Raw genomic sequence first — 19,177 nt, 5'->3', positions numbered from 1 at the left:
GTAAGAAAGTCTTATTTGGAAACTGTAGGCTATAGCATCCGCACCTCGGGAGAAGCGCAAAGTAAGTTTATCCGGTAGATAGAAGTTATATGTAAACTTGTTTTTTTCATCGGTGCAAATTTACGATAATAATTTTTATAAAAAATCAAATTTTATTTTAAATTGTTAAAATTAAATAAAATTTATTTTTAAAAGCAAAAAAAGTGATTTTGAAAGTCAAAATCACTTTTTTTAGCCCGATAAGGGGAATAATTGTTTTTTATGGATAGCTTCTTTTTTACTCGAAGCGGTTGGTATTCATTACATTTTTGATTTTTGACTTTAAATCTTCTCCTGTATCGAAGATCATTTGCTCTGTTGATGGAAAAGCAACGGCTCTACGATCAAATGTGGCGAAGTAATTTTCATCCGTAGCTCTTCTGTCTCCTTTGTAAGTAGCATAAATATTTTCGAAAACAAACTCGCTTGTGATAGGGTAAGACTGCATCAATTGATTGTTTTTGGTGTTGATAAAGTCAACTTTTGCGGTCACTTGACAGGATTTAAATTGACGAAATTCATAAATCTGTATTGAGACTTTCCTAAGGTTGTCCACCAAAACTTCTTTTCCTTTGTCGTCTAGTACCACTTTTCCGTTGGCATCGACTACTTTCTTATAACCGTCTTTTATATCGCGTTCTTTTACAAATTCACGTTCTTTTATTTGTTCAGGCGATACGGAAATATTTCTGAAAAGAATATTCATACTGTAGTCATATTTGTTTCCTTTTTGTGGTGTGCTGTGATACACAATCCAAGGATTATTTAATTGGTAAGTACTAAAGTCCAGCAAATCGGTCTGCAACTGCTCTGGGATTACCATGTTGGTTTCGTTTTTCGTTTTTACCAAAACAAAATCGGTTCCTTTGAATTTGGCTTCGTCTAATAATCGATTTACTTCTCTGTAATTAGGGCTAATTTTGTTGAGATAGGTCAATTCTTCAAAAGCGTTTCTGAAGTTCGCTTTGGTATTGGTTTTTATCAATTGTAGCGCTTTTTTGTATAAATATTCAGCTAAAGCATTTTTACTCGAAACAATTTGATTGTTGTAATTGTCAAAAGGAAAAATAGCATTGCGACCTTCTTTTATTAAAAACAAAGGAAGTACGGGTTTTATTTTTTCTTGTCGATCGTTTAATTGAACGTAGTAGTTGTACAATTTTTCGATTTGATTCGGATTTGATTCAATGTTTAGCATCTGAATGTTGTTCAAATCTCTTTCTTTTGCTTTTGCAAAGGCTTCTTCGAGTAGGTAGATGTAATCTTGTTTCCCTTTTTTGTCTTTGTTGGTTCTTAAGTTGGATAAGGCGTTATTGATAGCTTCGTCATAATTGCCAGTGTTTACTAGCTGTTGGGTTTGTTTTACGCCACAGCTCGCGACGAACGCAACTAGTGCGATAAAAAGAGTAATTTTCTTCATGCTTAAATGAAATTTCAAAAGGTTAAGGTTTGATTTTGTTGTTTTTGGACAGGCCAAAGATAATGCCAAAAAAAAATCCGACAAGTAATTTTGACGGATTTAATATTTTGAAATAACATTCAATTATTTACGAACAAATGGAGGTAGCAATTGGTTGGAAACTTCTCCAAAGCCTATTCGGACTTCATTGTTTTTACTGTATCCTTTGATTGTTACTGTGTCAAAATCATTGATAAATTTTCTTTCGCTTCCATCATTCATCTGGATAGGATCTTTTCCTCCCCAAGTCAATTCAAGCATGGAACCAAAACTATCAGGAGTTGGTCCAGAGATGGTTCCTGATCCCATCATGTCCCCAGAATTAACTCTACAACCATTAGATGTATGATGTGCTAGTTGCTGGCACATTGACCAATACATGTATTTGAAATTAGTGTGTGAAACTATATTTGGCACTCCATTTTTGGGTGTTATTGAAACTTCAAGGTTGATATCGAAAGCATGTTTCCCTTTTGATTGTAAATAGGGAAGTGGCGCTGGACTTTGTTTTGGGCCTTTGGTTCTAAAAGGTTCCAAAGCATCAAGAGTGATGATCCAAGGTGATATGGAGGAAGCAAAATTCTTAGCTAGAAAAGGGCCTAATGGAACATATTCCCATTTTTGAATGTCTCTAGCGCTCCAGTCGTTTAGCAAAACCATTCCGAAAATATAGTCTTCGGCTTCATAAACAGGGATGTTTTCACCCATGATATTGGCATCTGTGGTGATAAAAGCGGTCTCTAATTCAAAATCTACCAAACGAGAAGGGCCAAATACAGGTGTTGTTTCGCCATTTGGTAAAGTTTGTCCCATGGGGCGATGTACTGGAATGCCAGAAGGAATAATGGTTGAACTTCTACCGTGATATCCTACTGGTATGTGTAGCCAATTTGGAAGTAAAGCATTTTCTGGGTCACGAAACATTTTGCCTACATTGGTGGCGTGTTCTTTGCTAGAATAGAAATCGGTATAATCACCAATTAATACAGGGAGCTGCATTTCAACTTCATCAACATTAAAAATAACGATGTCTTTATGTTTTTCGTTATCGCGTAATTTAGGATTGGTTGCGTCAAAAATCTCTGCAATTCTGTTACGAACTAAACGCCATGTTTTTTTTCCATCAGAGATAAAATCGTTCAGTGTATCTTGCATGAACATATCGTCAGTTAATTCGATACCTTCAAAATAATTGAGTTGTTGTAAAGCGCCTAAATCAATGGCGTAATTACCAATACGCGTACCCACAGTTACGATATTCTCTTTGGTAAGAAACACTCCAAATGGAATGTTTTGAATGGGAAAATCACTATCTGAAGCAACTTCAAGCCATGATTTTCTATTTGGGTTATTTGCTAGTATTGGCATAATGTGTTAATTATTTGTTGAAAATTACACACCAAATATATTATAATCTAAGATGTAACCAAACGTTTTTTTGTATTTTTGCGCCATAATTAACGAAAAACAAAAAAATGCAACGCGACGAACAAATTTTTGACCTAATTCTTGAAGAACAAGAGAGACAAATACACGGATTAGAGCTAATTGCTTCAGAAAACTTCGTAAGTGATGAAGTTTTAGAGGCAGCAGGTTCTGTTTTAACCAATAAATATGCAGAAGGATATCCTGGCAAAAGATACTACGGTGGTTGTGAAGTAGTAGATGTTGTGGAGCAAATTGCTATCGATAGAGCAAAAGCTTTGTTTGGTGCTGAATATGCTAATGTTCAACCTCACTCAGGCTCTCAAGCCAATACAGCAGTGTATCATGCTTGTTTGAAACCTGGAGATACAATTTTAGGTTTTGATTTGTCTCATGGTGGGCATTTAACACATGGTTCTCCAGTAAATTTCTCTGGACGTTTGTACAATCCAGTTTTTTATGGGGTAGATAAGGAAACTGGTCGTTTGAATTACGATAAAATTCAAGAAATTGCTACGAAAGAGCAGCCTAAATTAATCATCGCTGGAGCATCTGCTTATTCTCGTGATATGGATTTTGCTCGTTTTAGACAAATTGCTGATAGTGTTGGTGCAATTTTGATGGCTGATATTTCTCATCCTGCTGGTTTGATTGCTAAAGGTTTAATGAATGATCCTATTCCTCATTGTCATATTGTAACAACGACTACTCACAAAACACTTCGTGGACCACGTGGTGGTTTGATTATGATGGGTAAAGATTTCGAAAACCCTTGGGGACACAAAACACCAAAAGGTGAAATTCGTATGATGTCTTCATTATTAGACTTAGCTGTTTTTCCTGGTAATCAAGGTGGACCATTAATGCATATTATTGCTGCTAAAGCAGTTGCATTTGGTGAAGCTTTACAAGATGAGTTCTTTACTTATGCTATGCAATTGCAGAAAAATGCAAAAGCTATGGCTGAGGCATTTGTTGCTAGAGGATACGAAATCATTTCTGGAGGAACAGACAATCACATGATGTTGATTGACTTAAGAAATAAAAATATTTCAGGAAAAGACGCAGAAAATGCATTAGTAAAAGCTGAAATAACCGTTAATAAAAATATGGTTCCATTTGATGATAAATCTCCTTTTGTAACTTCAGGTATCCGTGTAGGTACTGCAGCTATTACAACTCGTGGTTTAGTTGAAGAAGATATGGAAACTATTGTTGCTATGATTGATAAAGTATTAATGGATCATACAAACGAGGATGTTATAGAAGAAGTGGCTGCTCAAGTCAATGAAATGATGAGTGAAAGAGCAATTTTTGTATTCTAAATTTTTGTTTAAAAATTTAAAATTTAAAGGTTTAAGGTTTTGTTGATGTTTAAAAGCATTTCAAAACTTTAAACTTTTTTTCATTTTTAATACAACTTTTAACTCTTTAAACAATTTTTAAACTTTTAATTTATAAAATAATGGGAGTATTACGTTTACAATTACCAACTGACCCGAGATGGGTAAATATTGTTGAGAAAAATATTGAAGAAATTTTAACGGATCATGCTTGGTGCGAGCAAAAAGCGGCTACAAATGCTATTACGATTATAACGAATAACTCTGAGCATCAAGATTTGGTTCAAGACTTATTAGCATTAGCCAAAGAAGAAATTGACCACTTTGAGCAAGTCCATAACATTATCATTAAAAGAGGATTAAAACTAGGTAGAGAGCGCAAGGATGATTATGTTAATGAACTGTATGCTTACATGAAAAAGAGCATAGATGGTAGTCGCGTTTCTGGTTTAGTCGAGCGATTATTGTTTTCTGCCATGATTGAAGCAAGAAGCTGTGAGCGATTTAAAGTGCTTTCAGAAAACATTCAAGACGAAGAATTAGCTTCTTTTTATCGTGATTTGATGGAAAGTGAAGCGGGACATTACACTACTTTTATTACCTATGCTAGAAAATACGGAGTCGGAATTGATGTTGAGAAACGTTGGAGAGAATGGTTGGCTTTTGAAGAATCTGTCATCTCAAATTATGGAAAGAACGAAACCATTCATGGTTAATTTTTAAATAATAGCAGCCATTTTTAAGTCTAATTCCAATTTACTCGTTTATGATTACAGTTCTCCCAGCAACAGCAACCGATTTTGCTACGATACGTTCTATTGCCTACGAAACATGGCCAATAGCTTATGGTGAAATTTTGTCAAAATCTCAGTTAGATTATATGTTGGGTGCCTTTTATAATGATACAGCATTAAAGGAAAGTGTGTCACAAAGAGGACATCATTTTGTTTTGGCAAATGAAGGAAATCAAACCTTAGGTTTTGCTTCTTTTGAATGGAATTACGACCATCAAAAACAAACTAAAATTCATAAAATTTATATACTTCCTTCCGCCCAATGTAAAGGAGTAGGTAAAGTACTTATAGATTATATCGCCACTGAAGCGAGAAAGCAAGGTTCTCTTACCTTGTGTCTGAATGTCAATCGCTTTAATAAAGCGATTGCTTTTTATGAAAGAATGGGTTTTTCTATCATTAGTGAGGTAAATATCGAGCTAGAACATGGTTACTTGATGGAAGATTATGTGATGGAGCGAGCCATATAGAAGGAGTTTTTATCACTAATTTGTTTTATATTATAATAAAATACTACCTAGAAAACCTTATATTTATAGGGTAACTTTCTTCTTAATAAACAAAATACCATGCGTTCACAAGTAGTTGTAGTAGTGTCCTTTTTTTCGATACTTCTCGTAAATTGTTCCAAAAAAGAATCTCAAGAAATTCAACCTACCATAAGCGATATTACCGAAAGTGTTTATGCTTCTGGCGTAATAAAAGCCAAGGACCAATACATTGTTTATCCTACAGTAAGTGGAATTTTGAAAAAAACAAAAGTGGTAGTTGGTCAAAAAATCAGCAAAGGACAATTATTGTTTGAGTTAGATAGCGACAAAGCTGATTTGAATACTCAAAACGCTTTATTGGCGTATGAATTGAGCAAAAAAGATAGTCGTTACATTCAAGATAAAATTGCCGAATTAGAGTTGAAAGTTTTGGCGGCGAAAGACAAACTACTTTTGGATGAATCTATTTATCACAGGAATCAAAAAGCATTGCTGTATGAAGGAATTTCTCAAATTGATTTTGATAGGGTAGTGCAAACCTATAAAAGCTCGAAAAGTAATTTTGAAATGGCTCAAAAACAATTGGCACAATTCAAAAGTCAATTGCAAAATGACCAAAGTAAAAATGCTATCAATTTAAAAATTAGCCAAAAAAGTCAAAGTGATTTTGCTGTAAAAAGTGAATTTGACGGTCAATTGTTCGACTTGCCGGTTAAAGAAGGAACTTTGGTGACACCCCAAACACCGATTGCTACGATTGGGAAAAGCAATACTTTTATTCTTGAATTAGATGTGGATGAAAACGATATGGTTCGAGTGGTGTTGGGACAAAATATCGTTGTTACTATGGATAGCTATAAAGGAACTGTTTTTGATGCAGTAGTTTCAAAAATTTATCCCATAATGGATGAGCGTTCGAGAACGTTCAAGATAGAAGCGCAGTTCATAAAAGCTCCGCCCAAGTTGTATCCTAATTTAACAGCTGAAGCAAATATCGTTATTCAAACCAAAAAAAAGGCACTCACTATTCCGAAAGAGTATCTAATAGAAGGTACGTATGTTTTAGTGAATAAAGATGAAAAACGAAAAGTAAAAGTCGGCTTAAGTGATTACAAAAAAGTAGAGATTTTAGATGGATTACAAGCCAACGAAACGCTTTATAAACCGAACTAATGAACTACAAACTTATCTTAAACATCGCTTTGCATTTGTTGCGTGCCCGCTTAAAACAAACCATTGTGGCAGCAATTGGGGTTACCTTTAGTATCGCTATGTTTATTTCATTGGTCAGTTTTATGAATGGACTCAATGATTTATTAGATGGATTGATGCTAAATAGAACACCTCATGTTCGCTTGTATAACGAAATAAAACCTACGGCTAATCAACCGATTGATTTATCAAATCATTATAAAAATACTACCAACTTTATCCGTTCGGTCAAACCTAAAGATAGAGGGAAATCAATATATAACGGAATTCCAATTATTAAAGCTCTTAAGGACGACAAACGAATCATTGATGTTGCTCCAAAGGTAGTGGCTCCTGTTTTTTTTAATTCGGGAACTATTGAGATTTCTGGAGTGGTGAATGGGATAGCTATTTTGGCGGAAGAAAGATTGTTTCAAACCAGCGATTATATCATCGAAGGAAAGATAACCGATTTGGTGCAAAACAATAGCATTATTATTGGTAAAGGATTGGCGGATAAAATGCTATTAATTGTTGGAGACCGAATCAAAGTTACTACATCCAAAGGGAATTTGGCAACCTTAAAAGTAGTCGGGATTTCTCAAATTGGTATTGCAGAAATAGACGATACTATGTCTTATACTTCTTTAGATACGGCTCAAAAAATGTTGGGTGAAGCCACAAATTACATTACGGATATTCAGATTAAATTGTTTGATATGACTTCGGCGCCCCTTGTAGCCAAAGAATTGCAAGCGACGTATCAATTGGATACTATCGATTATCAAACGGCGAATTCACAATTTGAGACCGGAAGTTCTGTGCGAACAATAATTTCCTATGCCGTTGGAATTGTATTGTTGATAGTGGCTGGTTTTGGAATTTACAATATTCTAAACATGATGATTTACGAGAAAATGGACAGTATTGCTATTTTGAAAGCGACTGGCTTTTCAGGAAATGATGTCAAGTGGATTTTTGTTTCGTTATCTATAATTATTGGTTTGGCTGGAGGTATTTTTGGTCTCATTTTTGGATTTATTTTTACTTCAATTATTGATGTGATTCCTTTTGAAACTGCGGCTTTGCCAACCGTCAAAACGTATCCAATTAATTTCAATATTTTGTATTATATCATCGGAATTGTATTTGCGTTGTTCACCACGACTATTGCAGGTTTGTTTCCTGCTTTAAAAGCCAGCAAAGTAGATCCAGTAGAAATTATTAGAGGAAAATAAAATGGAAAATAAAGTACTGCAAACTATCGGATTGAGTAAATATTTTTATGATCCTGTAAAATTTCAAGTGTTGAAGGAAATCGATATGAGTATCAATCATGGCGAGTTTGTTTCGATTGTAGGTAAATCAGGCTGTGGGAAATCAACGTTGTTGTATTTGCTTTCGACCATGGATACAGATTATGATGGACAATTGTTTGTGAATAATGAATTGATTACTGGAAAATCCGACAAAGAATTGGCTTTGATTCGCAATGAAAAAATCGGCTTTGTTTTTCAATTTCATTATTTGCTCAATGAATATAATGTGCTGAAAAACGTAATGCTTCCGGGATTGAAATTGGCTAAGTTTTCTGAAAAGGAAGTGGAGCATCGTGCAATGGAGCATCTGAAAACATTAGACATGCACGAACATGCTTTGAAGTTGCCGAATCAATTGAGCGGTGGACAAAAACAAAGGGTAGCTATAGCGAGAGCGTTAATCAATGATCCTTTAATCATTATGGGAGATGAACCTACAGGAAATTTAGATAAAAAAAACAGCGACCTAGTGTTTGATATTTTTAAGCAATTGACCCATGAGCAGAAACAGACGCTATTGATTGTAACGCATGATAATGATTTTGCAGAGCGTTCAGATAGAACAATAACTATGCAAGACGGTCGAATAATAAAAAGTTAATCTACTAGAATTTCGTGTTTAAAAAGTAAGCCTTTTACTTCGTTGAGACTGAAAGTTGCCTTTTTAAGTTTGGTTTTGGAAGGATCTATAGTATAATTATAGCTTGTTTTGAAATTCGCTTTGTTGGCAATAGCTTTGTCAAATTCGGCGCGGTACAGGTCACAATTATCAAAAATACTTTCGGTTAAGTCAGTTGCCATAAAATCTACTGCAATTAAACTACAATTCATAAAAGTGGTTCCTTTTAGTTTTAAAGTGTAAAACTTTGAAAAGTCCAATACACAATGTTGAAAATGCACTTCAAAAATTAGTTTATTGCACATTGCAAAATTAACCTCTCTGATTTGACAATGGTTAAAAGTAACGGTTCGTAATGCCACGTGATTGATGTGTGCTCCATTAAAATTACACTTTGTAAACACACAATCAATAAAGGTAACATCCATAAAATTGCAAGCCGTAAAATCACAATTTTCAAACGTGCAACATTCGAATTCATTGTGATTTAATTCGTCTCTGTTATAAATGATTTTTTGGTAATGTTGATCTAGATTGTAGTTTGGCATGCACAAAGGAAGTGTTTTAAAGCAAAAAACGCAATTATCAAGAGACAATTGCGTTTTTTTTAGTGACCTCGACTGGATTCAAACCAGTAACCTTCTGAGCCGTAATCAGATGCGCTATTCAGTTGCGCCACGAGGCCTTTTGAATCATTTTAGTCATTTAATCATGTTTGATTGATGACCTGATTGCGGGTGCAAATATAAGAATAAATGTGTAAATTGCAAGCATGAATTTGTATAAAAATTAAAAAAAAATACGATGAAAAAGTATATTCGTGATATTCAGGACTTTCCAAAAGAAGGAATTTCATTTAAAGACATAACTCCGTTGTTAATTGATCCAATTGCTCGTAAAAAATGCCTTGATGTGTTGGTTGCGGCATTAAAAGATCAGGCAATAAATAAAGTAGTTGGTGTTGAAAGTAGAGGTTTCTTTTTTGGTACTTTAATTGCTCAAGAGTTAAATGCTGGTTTTGTTCCGGTTCGTAAACCCAATAAACTGCCTTTTGATACGATTTCGGCTTCTTATGACTTGGAATATGGAACGGATACATTAGAGATCCATACTGACGCCATTCAGCCTGGTGATAGGGTTTTGATACATGATGATGTTTTGGCCACAGGAGGCACTGCTAAGGCGGTTTGTGAATTGGTCGAAAGATTAGGCGGTACTATTGTACAGTGTAACTTTATAATGGAATTGACTTTCTTGAATGGAAGAGATAAATTAGGAGATCGCCCCGTTTTTGCTCCAGTGGTCTATTAGAATACTGTTAGAATATTTTATAAAAAAAAGAGCTCGAAATTTTTTCGAGCTCTTTTAGTTTTTAGTGTAATGTACTTTTCGCTTAGTACAATCAATTTTAAACCGGAATATCTTTGTTGATGTTTTTGCATCCAGAAACTGCAAAATATAAGATATAAACTAAACTTAAAACAACAATCCAGTAGCTAGAAGGAAAACTTCCTGTAACATCTACTGCGTAGGCTTGTACTAATGGAATAATACCACCACCAAATACCATTGTCATAAAAAATCCAGAACCTTGGGCTGTGTATTTTCCTAAACCTGAAGTGGCTAGATTGAAGATTCCAGGCCACATAACCGATAGGCATAATCCGCAAAGTACCAAAAGCAAAATACTTAATGGAACTTGAGTCATACTAAAAGATAAAGTTTCGCCAGAAAAGGCAGGCATGTACGCAGAGGTACCTGTACCCATAAGTATTGAGGAAACCACAAAAAGCAGTGCTACTGAAGATACAGTTACCAACATTTGTTTACTAGAGAATTTTTTACCCAAAACACCTCCAAGTAAACGACCTACAAGCATAAGTAACCAATAAGATCCTACAATAGATCCTGCAACACCTTTATCAAATTTCAGATCATTGATTAAGTAATTCAAAGTGGTATTTGAGATCGAAACTTCTACTCCAACGTATAAGAAAATAGCAATTAACCCCATTTTGAAGTGCGTAAACGATAAAGGGCTATTTTTTTCATTTCCTTTTTCAGCAACAGAAATTTCTGGTTCTGGAATTTGTACGCTATACAAAACCAAGAATACCAAAGCAAAAATTCCCATTGCCATAAATAACAAAGGATTTGCATCGGAGATTTTTGGCGAAAGGATGTTTCCAACCACCACACCTCCTAAAATTGGCGCTAATGTTCCTCCTAAAGAGTTTAGTGCGCCTCCAAAGTTAAGTCTTGAATTGGCTCCTTTTTCGTCACCTAAAATGGATAGCATTGGATTTACAACTGCATTTAAGATACACATTGAAAACCCTGAAACAAATGCTCCAAATAAATAAAAATTGAAAGATTCTATTTTTCCAGCAAGAAACAAAATTAAAACACCAGAAAATCCAATAACTAATGAGATTAACGCTGACTTTTTATACCCTAATTTTTCGATCATTTTACCAGCGGGTATTCCCATAAAAAGATAAGCAAGGAAAACCGCCATATTGGCTAATTGGGATTCGAAATTACTTAAAGTAAATTGTTCTTTTAAGATGCCTCCCATTGGGTTTTGAAGGCCTGTAACAAAGGATATGATGAAAAACAAAAAGAACATCATTGCAATGGGTAGTAAATAACTTTTATTCTTAGACATAGGTATTTATTTTTATTTTTAATTAAACAAAGTATTAGACGTAAATATATCTCTTACGATTTCGAAAAAAAAATTTTTTGGTTATTTTTTACATTTTTTTAAATGAACTACCTTTTTTCTTCAATAACACGTATTTTCTTTGGTTAAACCAATTAAAATAGGAGCAGGTAGATCACAAATGATGGTGGTTTATTCCAATATTCTATTTTTCACTTCTTTGCTAAAGTTTCTTCCAATTGGGATGGTGTAAGAAGTAATTTGAATACGATTGCCTTCAAGTGTTTTGACTTTGTCAATGGCAATTGTGAACGATTTATGAATACGCATAAATCGCTCTTCTGGAAGTTCATCAGTTAGTGAAGAGAGTGATTTGTGGGTAATGTACGTTTTTTCTTGGGTAACTACCTTGATGTATTCTTTCATGCCTTCAACGAATAGAATTTCATCAATATTTACTTTTACCATTTTTTTATCTACTTTGATAAAAATATGAGGTTCAACCCGATGGTTGTCATGTTTTGGGCTGTTTTTATTTTGAAATTCATTGGTTATTTTCGAAAGGCATTTGATGAATCTTGGCAGTGGAATGGGTTTAACTAGGTAATCTAATACATCTAAATCATAACTTTCTGCAGCAAACTCTCTAAAGGCTGAAGTGATGATGATTTTTGTATTTTTTTTATTATGATACAAATGGATCAATTCAAACCCTGACATTAATGGCATGTTGATGTCTAGAAAAAGCGCATCAATGGTAGTATTGTTTATGAAATCTAATGCTTCAATAGGATTGGTAAATGTTTTTACGATTTCGAATTCGGGAAAGTTTTCAAAGTAGTTTTGTATTACTTTACTAGCTAATGGTTCATCATCAATCAATACACACTTAATCTTCATTGCTTATGGGAATTTGTAAACGAATTATAAAAAAATTAAACTTGATTTGATGATTTAATTGATATTTGTTTTTAAAAATCAACTCCAATCTTTCTTTAGTATTGGTTAGACCAATGCCGTGTTTATGGTTTTCGTTTTGTGAATGTACAAAATTATTTATTATTTCAAAATCTAGCATATTTCCATTGATAATTTTGAAATTGATTTTAATTTTTAAGTCAGTATTATTGGCGCCACCATGTTTGAATGCGTTTTCGATTAAATTAATCAAAAGTAACGGAGGGACAAAGACGTTTTCTATATTGTTTTCTAGATTGATATATACTTGTACGTTTTCAAAACGTAGTTTTTCTATTTCGATATAATTTTGAATATAATCGAGCTCCTTTATTAGAGGAACAAATTTGGTGCCTTCAATATCGTACAAAACATATTCCATTAATTGGGATAATTTTATGATAACATTGGGCACTTTGTCCGAAGATTCTAGGGAAAGTGCGTAAAGATTGTTTAGCGTATTGAAGAAAAAATGAGGTTGAATTTGAGTTTTTAAGTATTTGAGTTTTATTTTAAATTGATTTTCCTCAAGAATTCTATTTCGTTCTCTTTCTTTGAGCCAAGTAAGCGTCAAGTAAACTGACGATGCCATGGCTAGCACATACAATTCACCAATGCAAACAGCAATAATATGATTGATTTCAAAAGCTTCGTAATCTCGATTTGCTTCCGGCCATATATTTTTAGAAATTAAAAAATAGGTTAGTCCTGTTTTTAGGATATAAATGACTGCCAAAGAAAGGATGAGAGAAAGTGTATAATGCCAATATTTTGATTTTAAAACATATCTCGGGACCAACAAAAACAAATTGAAATAAACCAGCGGAATGTGTAAAGCAAATTCTATAACATTTGACTTAAACGAATATTCATAATCATTAAAGTAGGCGCCCCAGCGTAAAAAATTAAGTAGAAAATAGATGCCCCAAAACCAAAAATGGTTTTTTATTTTTATGTCAAATGTTAAGTTTTTTATTCTATTCATTATATGTTGTTTATTATTTTGGAGCTATTTATATTTTGCAACAATACTCATTTTGTTGTTAAAAACCTTTTTTTTCTATGTAAAAAGTAAGGTATGATGTTTTTTGATGAGAATCTTTAGTTAAGAAAACGTTTTCGTTTCGCGTATTATTGAAAAAAAAATGCTGTTGGTTTAAAAAAAAGATCCGTTCGTATAATTTATTTTTTTTAACAAAACCTTAAGAATAGATTTACACCATAACTAACAAATACATTTAAAAAAATGAAAAAAATTTTAGTAATCGTTATGCTGATTTTTACTTCGCAATTGGTACTCGCGCAAGTAAAAACAGTCAAAGGAAAGGTAGTGGACCGCAGTGGAGCTCCAATTCCATCCGCAAATGTTAAAGTGCAGGGAGAATCAAACGGTTCCTCTACTGATTTTGATGGATCTTTTACCATCAAAGTAAGCAAAGGTAAAACATTAGTAATATCTTATTTAGGATATGAGTCGAATTCTGTAGTTGTAGGTGACGAAGAAACACTCGATATCGTGTTAAAAGCTGAATCTACTACTGCTTTAACTGAAGTGGTGGTAACTTCATTAGGTATCAAGAAATCTAAAAAATCAATCACCTATGCTGCTCAAGAGCTAAAAGGAGAGGAGTTTACTAGAGTAAAAGATGCAAGTATTGTCAATACTATAGCAGGTAAAATTGCTGGTGTAGCCGTTACGAGAAGTGCGGGTGGTACTGGTGGATCTACCAAAGTAGCGATCCGTGGAAACTCTTCTGTAAGTAATAACCAACCTTTATATGTTATAGATGGTATTCCTTTGTTTAATGGGTCTTCAAGTCAGCCTAATGAAACTTTTGGTGATTTAAGTGGTGGTAACCGCGATGGTGGTGATGTTGTTTCATTGATCAATCCTGAGGATTATGATGGAATGACTGTTTTGAAAGGTGCAGCAGCATCAGTATTGTATGGCTCTCAAGGGGCAAATGGTGTAATCTTGCTTTCTTCTAAAAAAGCTAAAGAAGGAAAATCAACCATAACGGGTTCTTCTGTAACACTTTTTGAAACGGCAGCTTATTTGCCTAAATTTCAAAATGATTACAACTTTAAAGGAGAGAAAGAAAAAACTAGAGATCACGTAAAAGATTTTTTTGAAACTGGAAATACTCAAATTTCTTCAGTTAGTTTTTCATCAGCATCTGATGTAGCTTCAACTAATTTATCTTATGCCAACACTTCCGCAGATGGTATTATGCCGGGAAACAGTTTGAAAAGAAATAACTTTGGAATCAGACAAACTGGAAAGTTTTTTGATAACAAATTGACAGTAGCAGTTGATGCTAAATATACGACTCAAGAAATTGTAAACCGACCAATAAGTGGGTTGTATTTTAATCCATTATTAGGGACATACTTATTACCAAGAGGGGCTGGAAATGATTTTGCTAATTTGAAAAATAACTATCAAGTTTTTGATCCTGTTAGAAATATTTATGCTCAAAATTATCCAGTGATTAATGAATACATTCAAAATCCATATTGGTTAATTAATAAAGCAAAATCAATAGATAGCAACAATTTCTTTAATGGATCTATTGCATTAGATTACAAAGTAAACAATTGGTTGAATCTTTCATCTAGATTTAGTTATAATAAAATCAATAGTGAGTTTGATAAAAAAATGCATGCTACAACAAGTGAAATTTTGGTTAATAGAAATGGAACTTATGTGAACATTAATAATGAAAGTTCACAAAAATATGGTGATTTTATAGCAAGAATTAATACTGCTTTTAATTCTGACTTTACTTTTAATGCAATACTTGGTACTAGTGTTACTAGTACATTAGCAAACAAATCAACTGTTTTGAATTCAGGAATCAATAATGGAGGTTTGGTAAATACGAACTGGTTTACACTTGGAAATTTTGTAAACAATAAATTGAACCAACAAATAGGAGGAGCTGAAAGAGAGGTTCAGTCTATATTTGCAACAAGTACATTTGGTTATAAAGATTATTTGTTTTTAGATGTTGCTGCCAGAAATGATTGGTCATCTACTCTTGTAAATACTGATAATTTGTCATTTTTCTACCCATCAGTTGGTTTGACTGGCATCATTTCTCAAATGACCGAAATGCCAGAATGGATTAGTTTCGGTAAAGTTCGTGCTACTTATGCTCAAGTAGGTAACGATATTCCTGTTGGTGTTACTTCTCCAGTTGCTACCATAATTGCGGGTAATGTTATAGCTCCTTCAGTAGGACCAAGACCAGGATCTTCTTTGAAACCTGAGTTAAAATCAGAATTTGAAATAGGAACTGAATGGAGAATGTTTAATAATAGATTAGGTTTTGAAATATCCTACTATAATTCAGACACCAAAAACCAATACGTTCAAGTTCCAGCACCAGCAACGAATCCTTTTGGTTATGCTAATTATGCCTTTAATGCAGCAAGTATTGAAAATAAAGGTATTGAGGTGGTGTTAACTGGAAAAGTTATCGAAGGAGAGAAATTTTCTTGGAATTCTACAGTTAACTTCTCTAAAAACACTAATAAAGTGAATAATATTCCTGCTGAGTTAGGTGGAAGAATCAATTTAACGTTACCAGGTAGTAATGGATATCAGTTTTCATTAATTGAAGGAAGACCTTTTGGTGTAATTGAAGCGTTTACCGCGGTTAGAGATGATAAAGGAAGACTTTTATTGGATAACAATGGTGATGTACAAGTAGATCAGAATTTTAAAGAAGTAGGTATTGCTAATCCTGATTTTATGTTAGGTTTTGCTAATAACTTTAAAGTTGGAAACTTTACATTAAATGTTCTAGTTGATGGAAGATTTGGAGGTAATGTTTTGAGTATGACTCAAGCAATAAATGATCAAGCTGGAGTTTCTAAAGCTTTTGGTGATGCTAAAAATGCAGGAGGAGTTAAAGTGAACGCAGTTGCGGCTGATGGCAAAACACCAGTAACAAGTATTGCTGCAGAGAAGTATTATGCAAAAGTAGGAGGTAGAAATGGTGCTTTAGGAGAGTATGTTTATGATGCTACAAACATTAGTGTAAGAGAGTTGTCACTTGGTTATACATTCAACGTGAAAAGTTTACCATTTTTACAGTCAGCTTCTATGTCAGTTGTAGGTAGAAATTTATTCTTTATCTACAAAGATGCTCCATTTGATCCAAATATTGCATTAAGTACAGGAGAAGGTCTTCAAGGGGTAGATATTTTTGGCTTACCTTCTACTAGAAGTATCGGATTAAATTTAAATGTAACTTTCTAAATACTAAAACAATGAAATTAAATACAATAAAAAAAGCAGCTGTATGTTTTAGTTTATTATCTATGACAGTAAGTTGTACTGGAGATTTTGACGAATTAAATTCTAATACTGCAGGGGCTACAGGTGAAATTTTAGCCCAAGATTTTGGAAATATCAATGCACCAATAAAAGTGATGTTCAATAATGTTTGGAATCACGATCCAATTTGGAGTTATCAAATTCAACAAAACCTACAAGCCGATTTGTGGTCAGGTTATGCAGCCATTCCAACAGGTTTTGCTGGTGGCTCAAATAACTCTACTTACAACTTGATCGATGGTTGGAACGGATGGGCTTGGGGAAAAGCCTATACGGAAGTAATGGCTAATGCTTTGAAAGTAGAGAACTTAACAAAAAAGAAAGGACAGTACAATCAAATTTATGCTATGTCTTTAGTCTTGAAAGTTCAGGCAATGCATAGAATTACAGATACTTATGGTCCAATCGTTTATTCTAAATTTAGTACTACTGATGCTGTGAAAGAGTACGATTCTCAAGAAGAAGTGTACAAACAAATGTTTGCTGAATTAGATGAAGCTGTAACTGAATTGTCTAAAAGTGCAGATTCGGGAGAAAAATCTATTTTGGTGTCTTCGGATAAATCTTCTTATGGAGGAAATTATTCAAAATGGGCTAAGTATGCTAATTCATTACGTTTGAGATTAGCAATGCGTATCGTGAAAAAAAATCCAACTTTAGCTAAAGCGGAAGCTGAAAAAGCGGTAGCACAAAAATATGGTGTTTTCAAAAGTCAAGAGGATACTTTTTCTTATGATAGCGGATTTACTACTGGTATTTATGGTTGTAGTAATGTTTATGGCGATGTAAATATGTCTGCAGATATGGAATCCATGTTAGTAGGGTACAAAGATCCAAGATTAGCGATTTTCTTTGATACTTCTACTCAATACCCAGGACAATACAAAGGTATTAGAAACGGTATCGAGATTTCAGGAGATCAAGCAGTAGGTAAAGATTTGCGTACTAATTTTTCAAGAGTTGGTAAAGTTGGGAAAACTAGTGTCTATGTTTGGATGTCTTTTGCGGAAGTTTGCTTTTTGAAAGCAGAAGGAGCATTGAGAGGTTGGAACATGGGAGGTACTGCTCAAAGTTTATATGAGCAAGGTATTGCAGCATCTTTTGCACAACATGGAGTTGCTGGTGCAGCAAATTACATTGCGGATAATGCAAGTTTACCAATTAATTATGTGGACCCTGTAAACGCAGCTAACAATGGAACTGCTGTAAATAATGTATCTGTGGCTTGGGATGCTGCAGCTACAAACGAAGTGAAATTGCAAAAGATCATTACACAAAAATGGATTGCTGGTTTCCCAGAAGGTCAAGAAGCATGGTCTGAATACAGAAGAACAGGATATCCAAAATTATTGCCTGTTGTTGTAAACAAAAGTGCAGGAAAAATCACAACCGAATTTGGAGTACGTAGAGTTAATTTTGTACAATCTGAAATTGCAGGAAATAAAGCTGGAGTAGCTACTGGTGAAGCCAAATTAGGCGGACCTGATACAGGAGGCACAAGATTATGGTGGGATACTACTGGAGGAAACTTCTAGTAGGAAATAAAATAAATGGAATAAGTAATTTCAAAATTACTTATTCCATTTTTATTCGATTCTTGAATACCTTGAATTAGTAATAATTAGGATTCATCAATCATTTTGTTAAGATTTAATTATGAAAACAATAAAGATTTAGTTAATGAAGGAGTGGTTTTTTATTGTTTTTTGATAAAAAACACCTGTTATTGATTGAATATTGTCGTTGGTATATAAACTCTTGCCGTTTGTTTTTTTTATTTTTTTGCTAGAACTATTACGTTTACATTTGATGTATATTTATACTAAAACGGTTTTATAATGCATAAAATCAAATAAATTAACAAGCTAAAGATTTGAAAATATAAGAATGTTATTTAAAAATCATGAGTAGCTATTTAGTCAAATAAAAAAAATTAAAATTTAAATACAATGAAAAACACTTTAGAGATTAAGCCAGATATTAGTTACAAAAGTGCAGGAAAATTCGAAGAAACACGATTTGAGAAAATCCACAACGAGATTTTTAAAAATTCAGTGGAAGCTTCAAAAATAGTAGCTCAAGAAATAGCCGATTTGATTCGCTCAAAACAAGAAAGCAATGAGAATTGTGTGTTAGGATTGGCCACTGGATCATCGCCTATCAAAGTTTACGAAGAATTGGTTCGTATGCACAAAGAGGAAGGGTTAAGCTTTAAGAACGTAATCACTTTCAATTTGGATGAGTACTATCCGATGAATAAAGAAAACAAGCAAAGTTATCATTTCTTTATGCACCAACATTTATTCAATCATATTGATATTCATCCAGACAATGTTCACGTACCTGATGGAACGGTTGCTATTGAGGAGTTAAATCAATATTGTATTGATTACGAAATGAACATAAAAAACGCAGGTGGCCTTGATTTTCAATTGTTAGGAATTGGTCGTACGGGACACGTTGGTTTCAATGAGCCGGGCTCACATATCAATTCAGGAACTCGCATCATTACTTTGGATCATATCACTAG

The 19,177-nt window shown here is 33.7% G+C and carries 16 protein-coding genes and 1 tRNA gene; 10 read left to right on the top strand and 7 right to left on the bottom strand.

Annotated elements, in window-relative coordinates; translation table 11 throughout:
- Window positions 1-277: 277 nt before the first annotated feature.
- Both AO58_RS0105610 and fahA read right to left on the bottom strand, forming a co-directional pair.
- Window positions 278-1,459 carry a hypothetical protein gene (locus AO58_RS0105610; protein WP_024980765.1) on the bottom strand — a complete coding sequence of 394 codons (1,182 nt, stop codon included), beginning with the start codon at window positions 1,457-1,459 and terminating at the stop codon, window positions 278-280.
- Between the two features lie 123 nt (window positions 1,460-1,582).
- Window positions 1,583-2,866, bottom strand: coding sequence for a fumarylacetoacetase (gene fahA, locus AO58_RS0105605; protein WP_024980764.1), 1,284 nt, complete (start codon window positions 2,864-2,866; stop codon window positions 1,583-1,585).
- Window positions 2,867-2,973: 107 nt separating this feature from the next.
- On the opposite strand from fahA, the gene glyA reads away from it, so the two are divergent.
- From glyA to AO58_RS0105575, 6 genes are all read left to right on the top strand, one after another.
- On the top strand, window positions 2,974-4,248 hold the full coding sequence (gene glyA / locus AO58_RS0105600; RefSeq protein WP_024980763.1) for a serine hydroxymethyltransferase: 1,275 nt from the start codon (window positions 2,974-2,976) through the stop codon (window positions 4,246-4,248).
- Between the two features lie 140 nt (window positions 4,249-4,388).
- Window positions 4,389-4,982: a MiaE family protein gene (locus AO58_RS0105595; RefSeq protein WP_024980762.1), complete on the top strand. Its 594-nt coding sequence runs from the start codon at window positions 4,389-4,391 to the stop codon at window positions 4,980-4,982.
- Window positions 4,983-5,032: 50 nt separating this feature from the next.
- Window positions 5,033-5,530, top strand: coding sequence for a GNAT family N-acetyltransferase (locus AO58_RS0105590; RefSeq protein ID WP_024980761.1), 498 nt, complete (start codon window positions 5,033-5,035; stop codon window positions 5,528-5,530).
- 99 nt (window positions 5,531-5,629) lie between these two features.
- Complete coding sequence (locus AO58_RS0105585) at window positions 5,630-6,724, top strand: efflux RND transporter periplasmic adaptor subunit (RefSeq protein ID WP_024980760.1); 1,095 nt, start codon at window positions 5,630-5,632, stop codon at window positions 6,722-6,724.
- Window positions 6,724-7,980 carry an ABC transporter permease gene (locus AO58_RS0105580; RefSeq protein ID WP_024980759.1) on the top strand — a complete coding sequence of 419 codons (1,257 nt, stop codon included), beginning with the start codon at window positions 6,724-6,726 and terminating at the stop codon, window positions 7,978-7,980. The genes AO58_RS0105585 and AO58_RS0105580 overlap by 1 nt, the downstream gene beginning before the upstream one ends.
- A gap of 1 nt (window position 7,981) precedes the next feature.
- Window positions 7,982-8,662, top strand: coding sequence for an ABC transporter ATP-binding protein (locus AO58_RS0105575; protein ID WP_024980758.1), 681 nt, complete (start codon window positions 7,982-7,984; stop codon window positions 8,660-8,662).
- On the opposite strand, the gene AO58_RS0105570 is transcribed toward AO58_RS0105575, so the two are convergent.
- Together AO58_RS0105570 and AO58_RS0105565 are read right to left on the bottom strand one after the other, a co-directional pair.
- Entirely contained in the window at window positions 8,659-9,228 is a 570-nt protein-coding gene (locus AO58_RS0105570) for a pentapeptide repeat-containing protein (protein WP_024980757.1), read from the bottom strand. The two genes, AO58_RS0105575 and AO58_RS0105570, sit on opposite strands and share 4 nt — an antisense overlap.
- A 63-nt stretch (window positions 9,229-9,291) precedes the next feature.
- Window positions 9,292-9,365, bottom strand: a tRNA-Arg gene (locus tag AO58_RS0105565).
- A 119-nt stretch (window positions 9,366-9,484) separates the two neighbouring features.
- On the opposite strand from AO58_RS0105565, the gene AO58_RS0105560 reads away from it, so the two are divergent.
- Window positions 9,485-9,991, top strand: coding sequence for an adenine phosphoribosyltransferase (locus AO58_RS0105560; protein WP_024980756.1), 507 nt, complete (start codon window positions 9,485-9,487; stop codon window positions 9,989-9,991).
- A 97-nt stretch (window positions 9,992-10,088) separates the two neighbouring features.
- Here the strand turns inward: AO58_RS0105560 and AO58_RS0105555 are convergent, their stop codons facing one another.
- The 3 genes from AO58_RS0105555 to AO58_RS0105545 form a co-directional block, all read right to left on the bottom strand.
- Entirely contained in the window at window positions 10,089-11,348 is a 1,260-nt protein-coding gene (locus AO58_RS0105555; protein ID WP_024980755.1) for an MFS transporter, read from the bottom strand.
- A 189-nt stretch (window positions 11,349-11,537) separates the two neighbouring features.
- A complete protein-coding gene (locus AO58_RS0105550) occupies window positions 11,538-12,245 on the bottom strand; it encodes a LytR/AlgR family response regulator transcription factor (RefSeq protein WP_024980754.1) in 708 nt (235 codons plus the stop codon).
- Window positions 12,235-13,287, bottom strand: a complete 1,053-nt coding sequence (locus AO58_RS0105545; RefSeq protein ID WP_024980753.1) for a sensor histidine kinase — start codon at window positions 13,285-13,287, stop codon at window positions 12,235-12,237. Before AO58_RS0105545 ends, AO58_RS0105550 begins: the two co-directional genes overlap by 11 nt.
- A gap of 261 nt (window positions 13,288-13,548) precedes the next feature.
- Between AO58_RS0105545 and AO58_RS0105540 the strand changes: the two genes are divergently transcribed.
- The 3 genes from AO58_RS0105540 to AO58_RS16975 form a co-directional block, all read left to right on the top strand.
- A complete protein-coding gene (locus AO58_RS0105540; RefSeq protein WP_024980752.1) occupies window positions 13,549-16,569 on the top strand; it encodes a carboxypeptidase-like regulatory domain-containing protein in 3,021 nt (1,006 codons plus the stop codon).
- 11 nt (window positions 16,570-16,580) lie between these two features.
- On the top strand, window positions 16,581-18,182 hold the full coding sequence (locus AO58_RS0105535) for a RagB/SusD family nutrient uptake outer membrane protein (protein ID WP_024980751.1): 1,602 nt from the start codon (window positions 16,581-16,583) through the stop codon (window positions 18,180-18,182).
- A gap of 414 nt (window positions 18,183-18,596) precedes the next feature.
- On the top strand, window positions 18,597-19,177 hold a 581-nt coding region (locus AO58_RS16975; protein WP_035717412.1), incomplete at its 3' end, for a 6-phosphogluconolactonase.

This window comes from Flavobacterium succinicans LMG 10402, assembly GCF_000611675.1.
GTDB classification, from domain to species: Bacteria; Bacteroidota; Bacteroidia; order Flavobacteriales; family Flavobacteriaceae; genus Flavobacterium; species Flavobacterium succinicans.
The sequence above is the reverse complement of the archived record's forward strand: the minus strand, read 5'-3'. Positions and strand labels throughout refer to the sequence as shown.

Excerpts from the sequence above, each read along its gene's own strand:
- AO58_RS0105610 (WP_024980765.1), bottom strand. The coding sequence starts at position 1,459 with ATGAAGAAAATTACTCTTTTTATCGCACTAGTTGCGTTCGTCGCGAGC.
- fahA (WP_024980764.1), bottom strand. The coding sequence starts at position 2,866 with ATGCCAATACTAGCAAATAACCCAAATAGAAAATCATGGCTTGAAGTT.
- glyA (WP_024980763.1), top strand. The coding sequence starts at position 2,974 with ATGCAACGCGACGAACAAATTTTTGACCTAATTCTTGAAGAACAAGAG.
- AO58_RS0105595 (WP_024980762.1), top strand. The coding sequence starts at position 4,389 with ATGGGAGTATTACGTTTACAATTACCAACTGACCCGAGATGGGTAAAT.
- AO58_RS0105590 (WP_024980761.1), top strand. The coding sequence starts at position 5,033 with ATGATTACAGTTCTCCCAGCAACAGCAACCGATTTTGCTACGATACGT.
- AO58_RS0105585 (WP_024980760.1), top strand. The coding sequence starts at position 5,630 with ATGCGTTCACAAGTAGTTGTAGTAGTGTCCTTTTTTTCGATACTTCTC.
- AO58_RS0105580 (WP_024980759.1), top strand. The coding sequence starts at position 6,724 with ATGAACTACAAACTTATCTTAAACATCGCTTTGCATTTGTTGCGTGCC.
- AO58_RS0105575 (WP_024980758.1), top strand. The coding sequence starts at position 7,982 with ATGGAAAATAAAGTACTGCAAACTATCGGATTGAGTAAATATTTTTAT.
- AO58_RS0105570 (WP_024980757.1), bottom strand. The coding sequence starts at position 9,228 with ATGCCAAACTACAATCTAGATCAACATTACCAAAAAATCATTTATAAC.
- AO58_RS0105560 (WP_024980756.1), top strand. The coding sequence starts at position 9,485 with ATGAAAAAGTATATTCGTGATATTCAGGACTTTCCAAAAGAAGGAATT.
- AO58_RS0105555 (WP_024980755.1), bottom strand. The coding sequence starts at position 11,348 with ATGTCTAAGAATAAAAGTTATTTACTACCCATTGCAATGATGTTCTTT.
- AO58_RS0105550 (WP_024980754.1), bottom strand. The coding sequence starts at position 12,245 with ATGAAGATTAAGTGTGTATTGATTGATGATGAACCATTAGCTAGTAAA.
- AO58_RS0105545 (WP_024980753.1), bottom strand. The coding sequence starts at position 13,287 with ATGAATAGAATAAAAAACTTAACATTTGACATAAAAATAAAAAACCAT.
- AO58_RS0105540 (WP_024980752.1), top strand. The coding sequence starts at position 13,549 with ATGAAAAAAATTTTAGTAATCGTTATGCTGATTTTTACTTCGCAATTG.
- AO58_RS0105535 (WP_024980751.1), top strand. The coding sequence starts at position 16,581 with ATGAAATTAAATACAATAAAAAAAGCAGCTGTATGTTTTAGTTTATTA.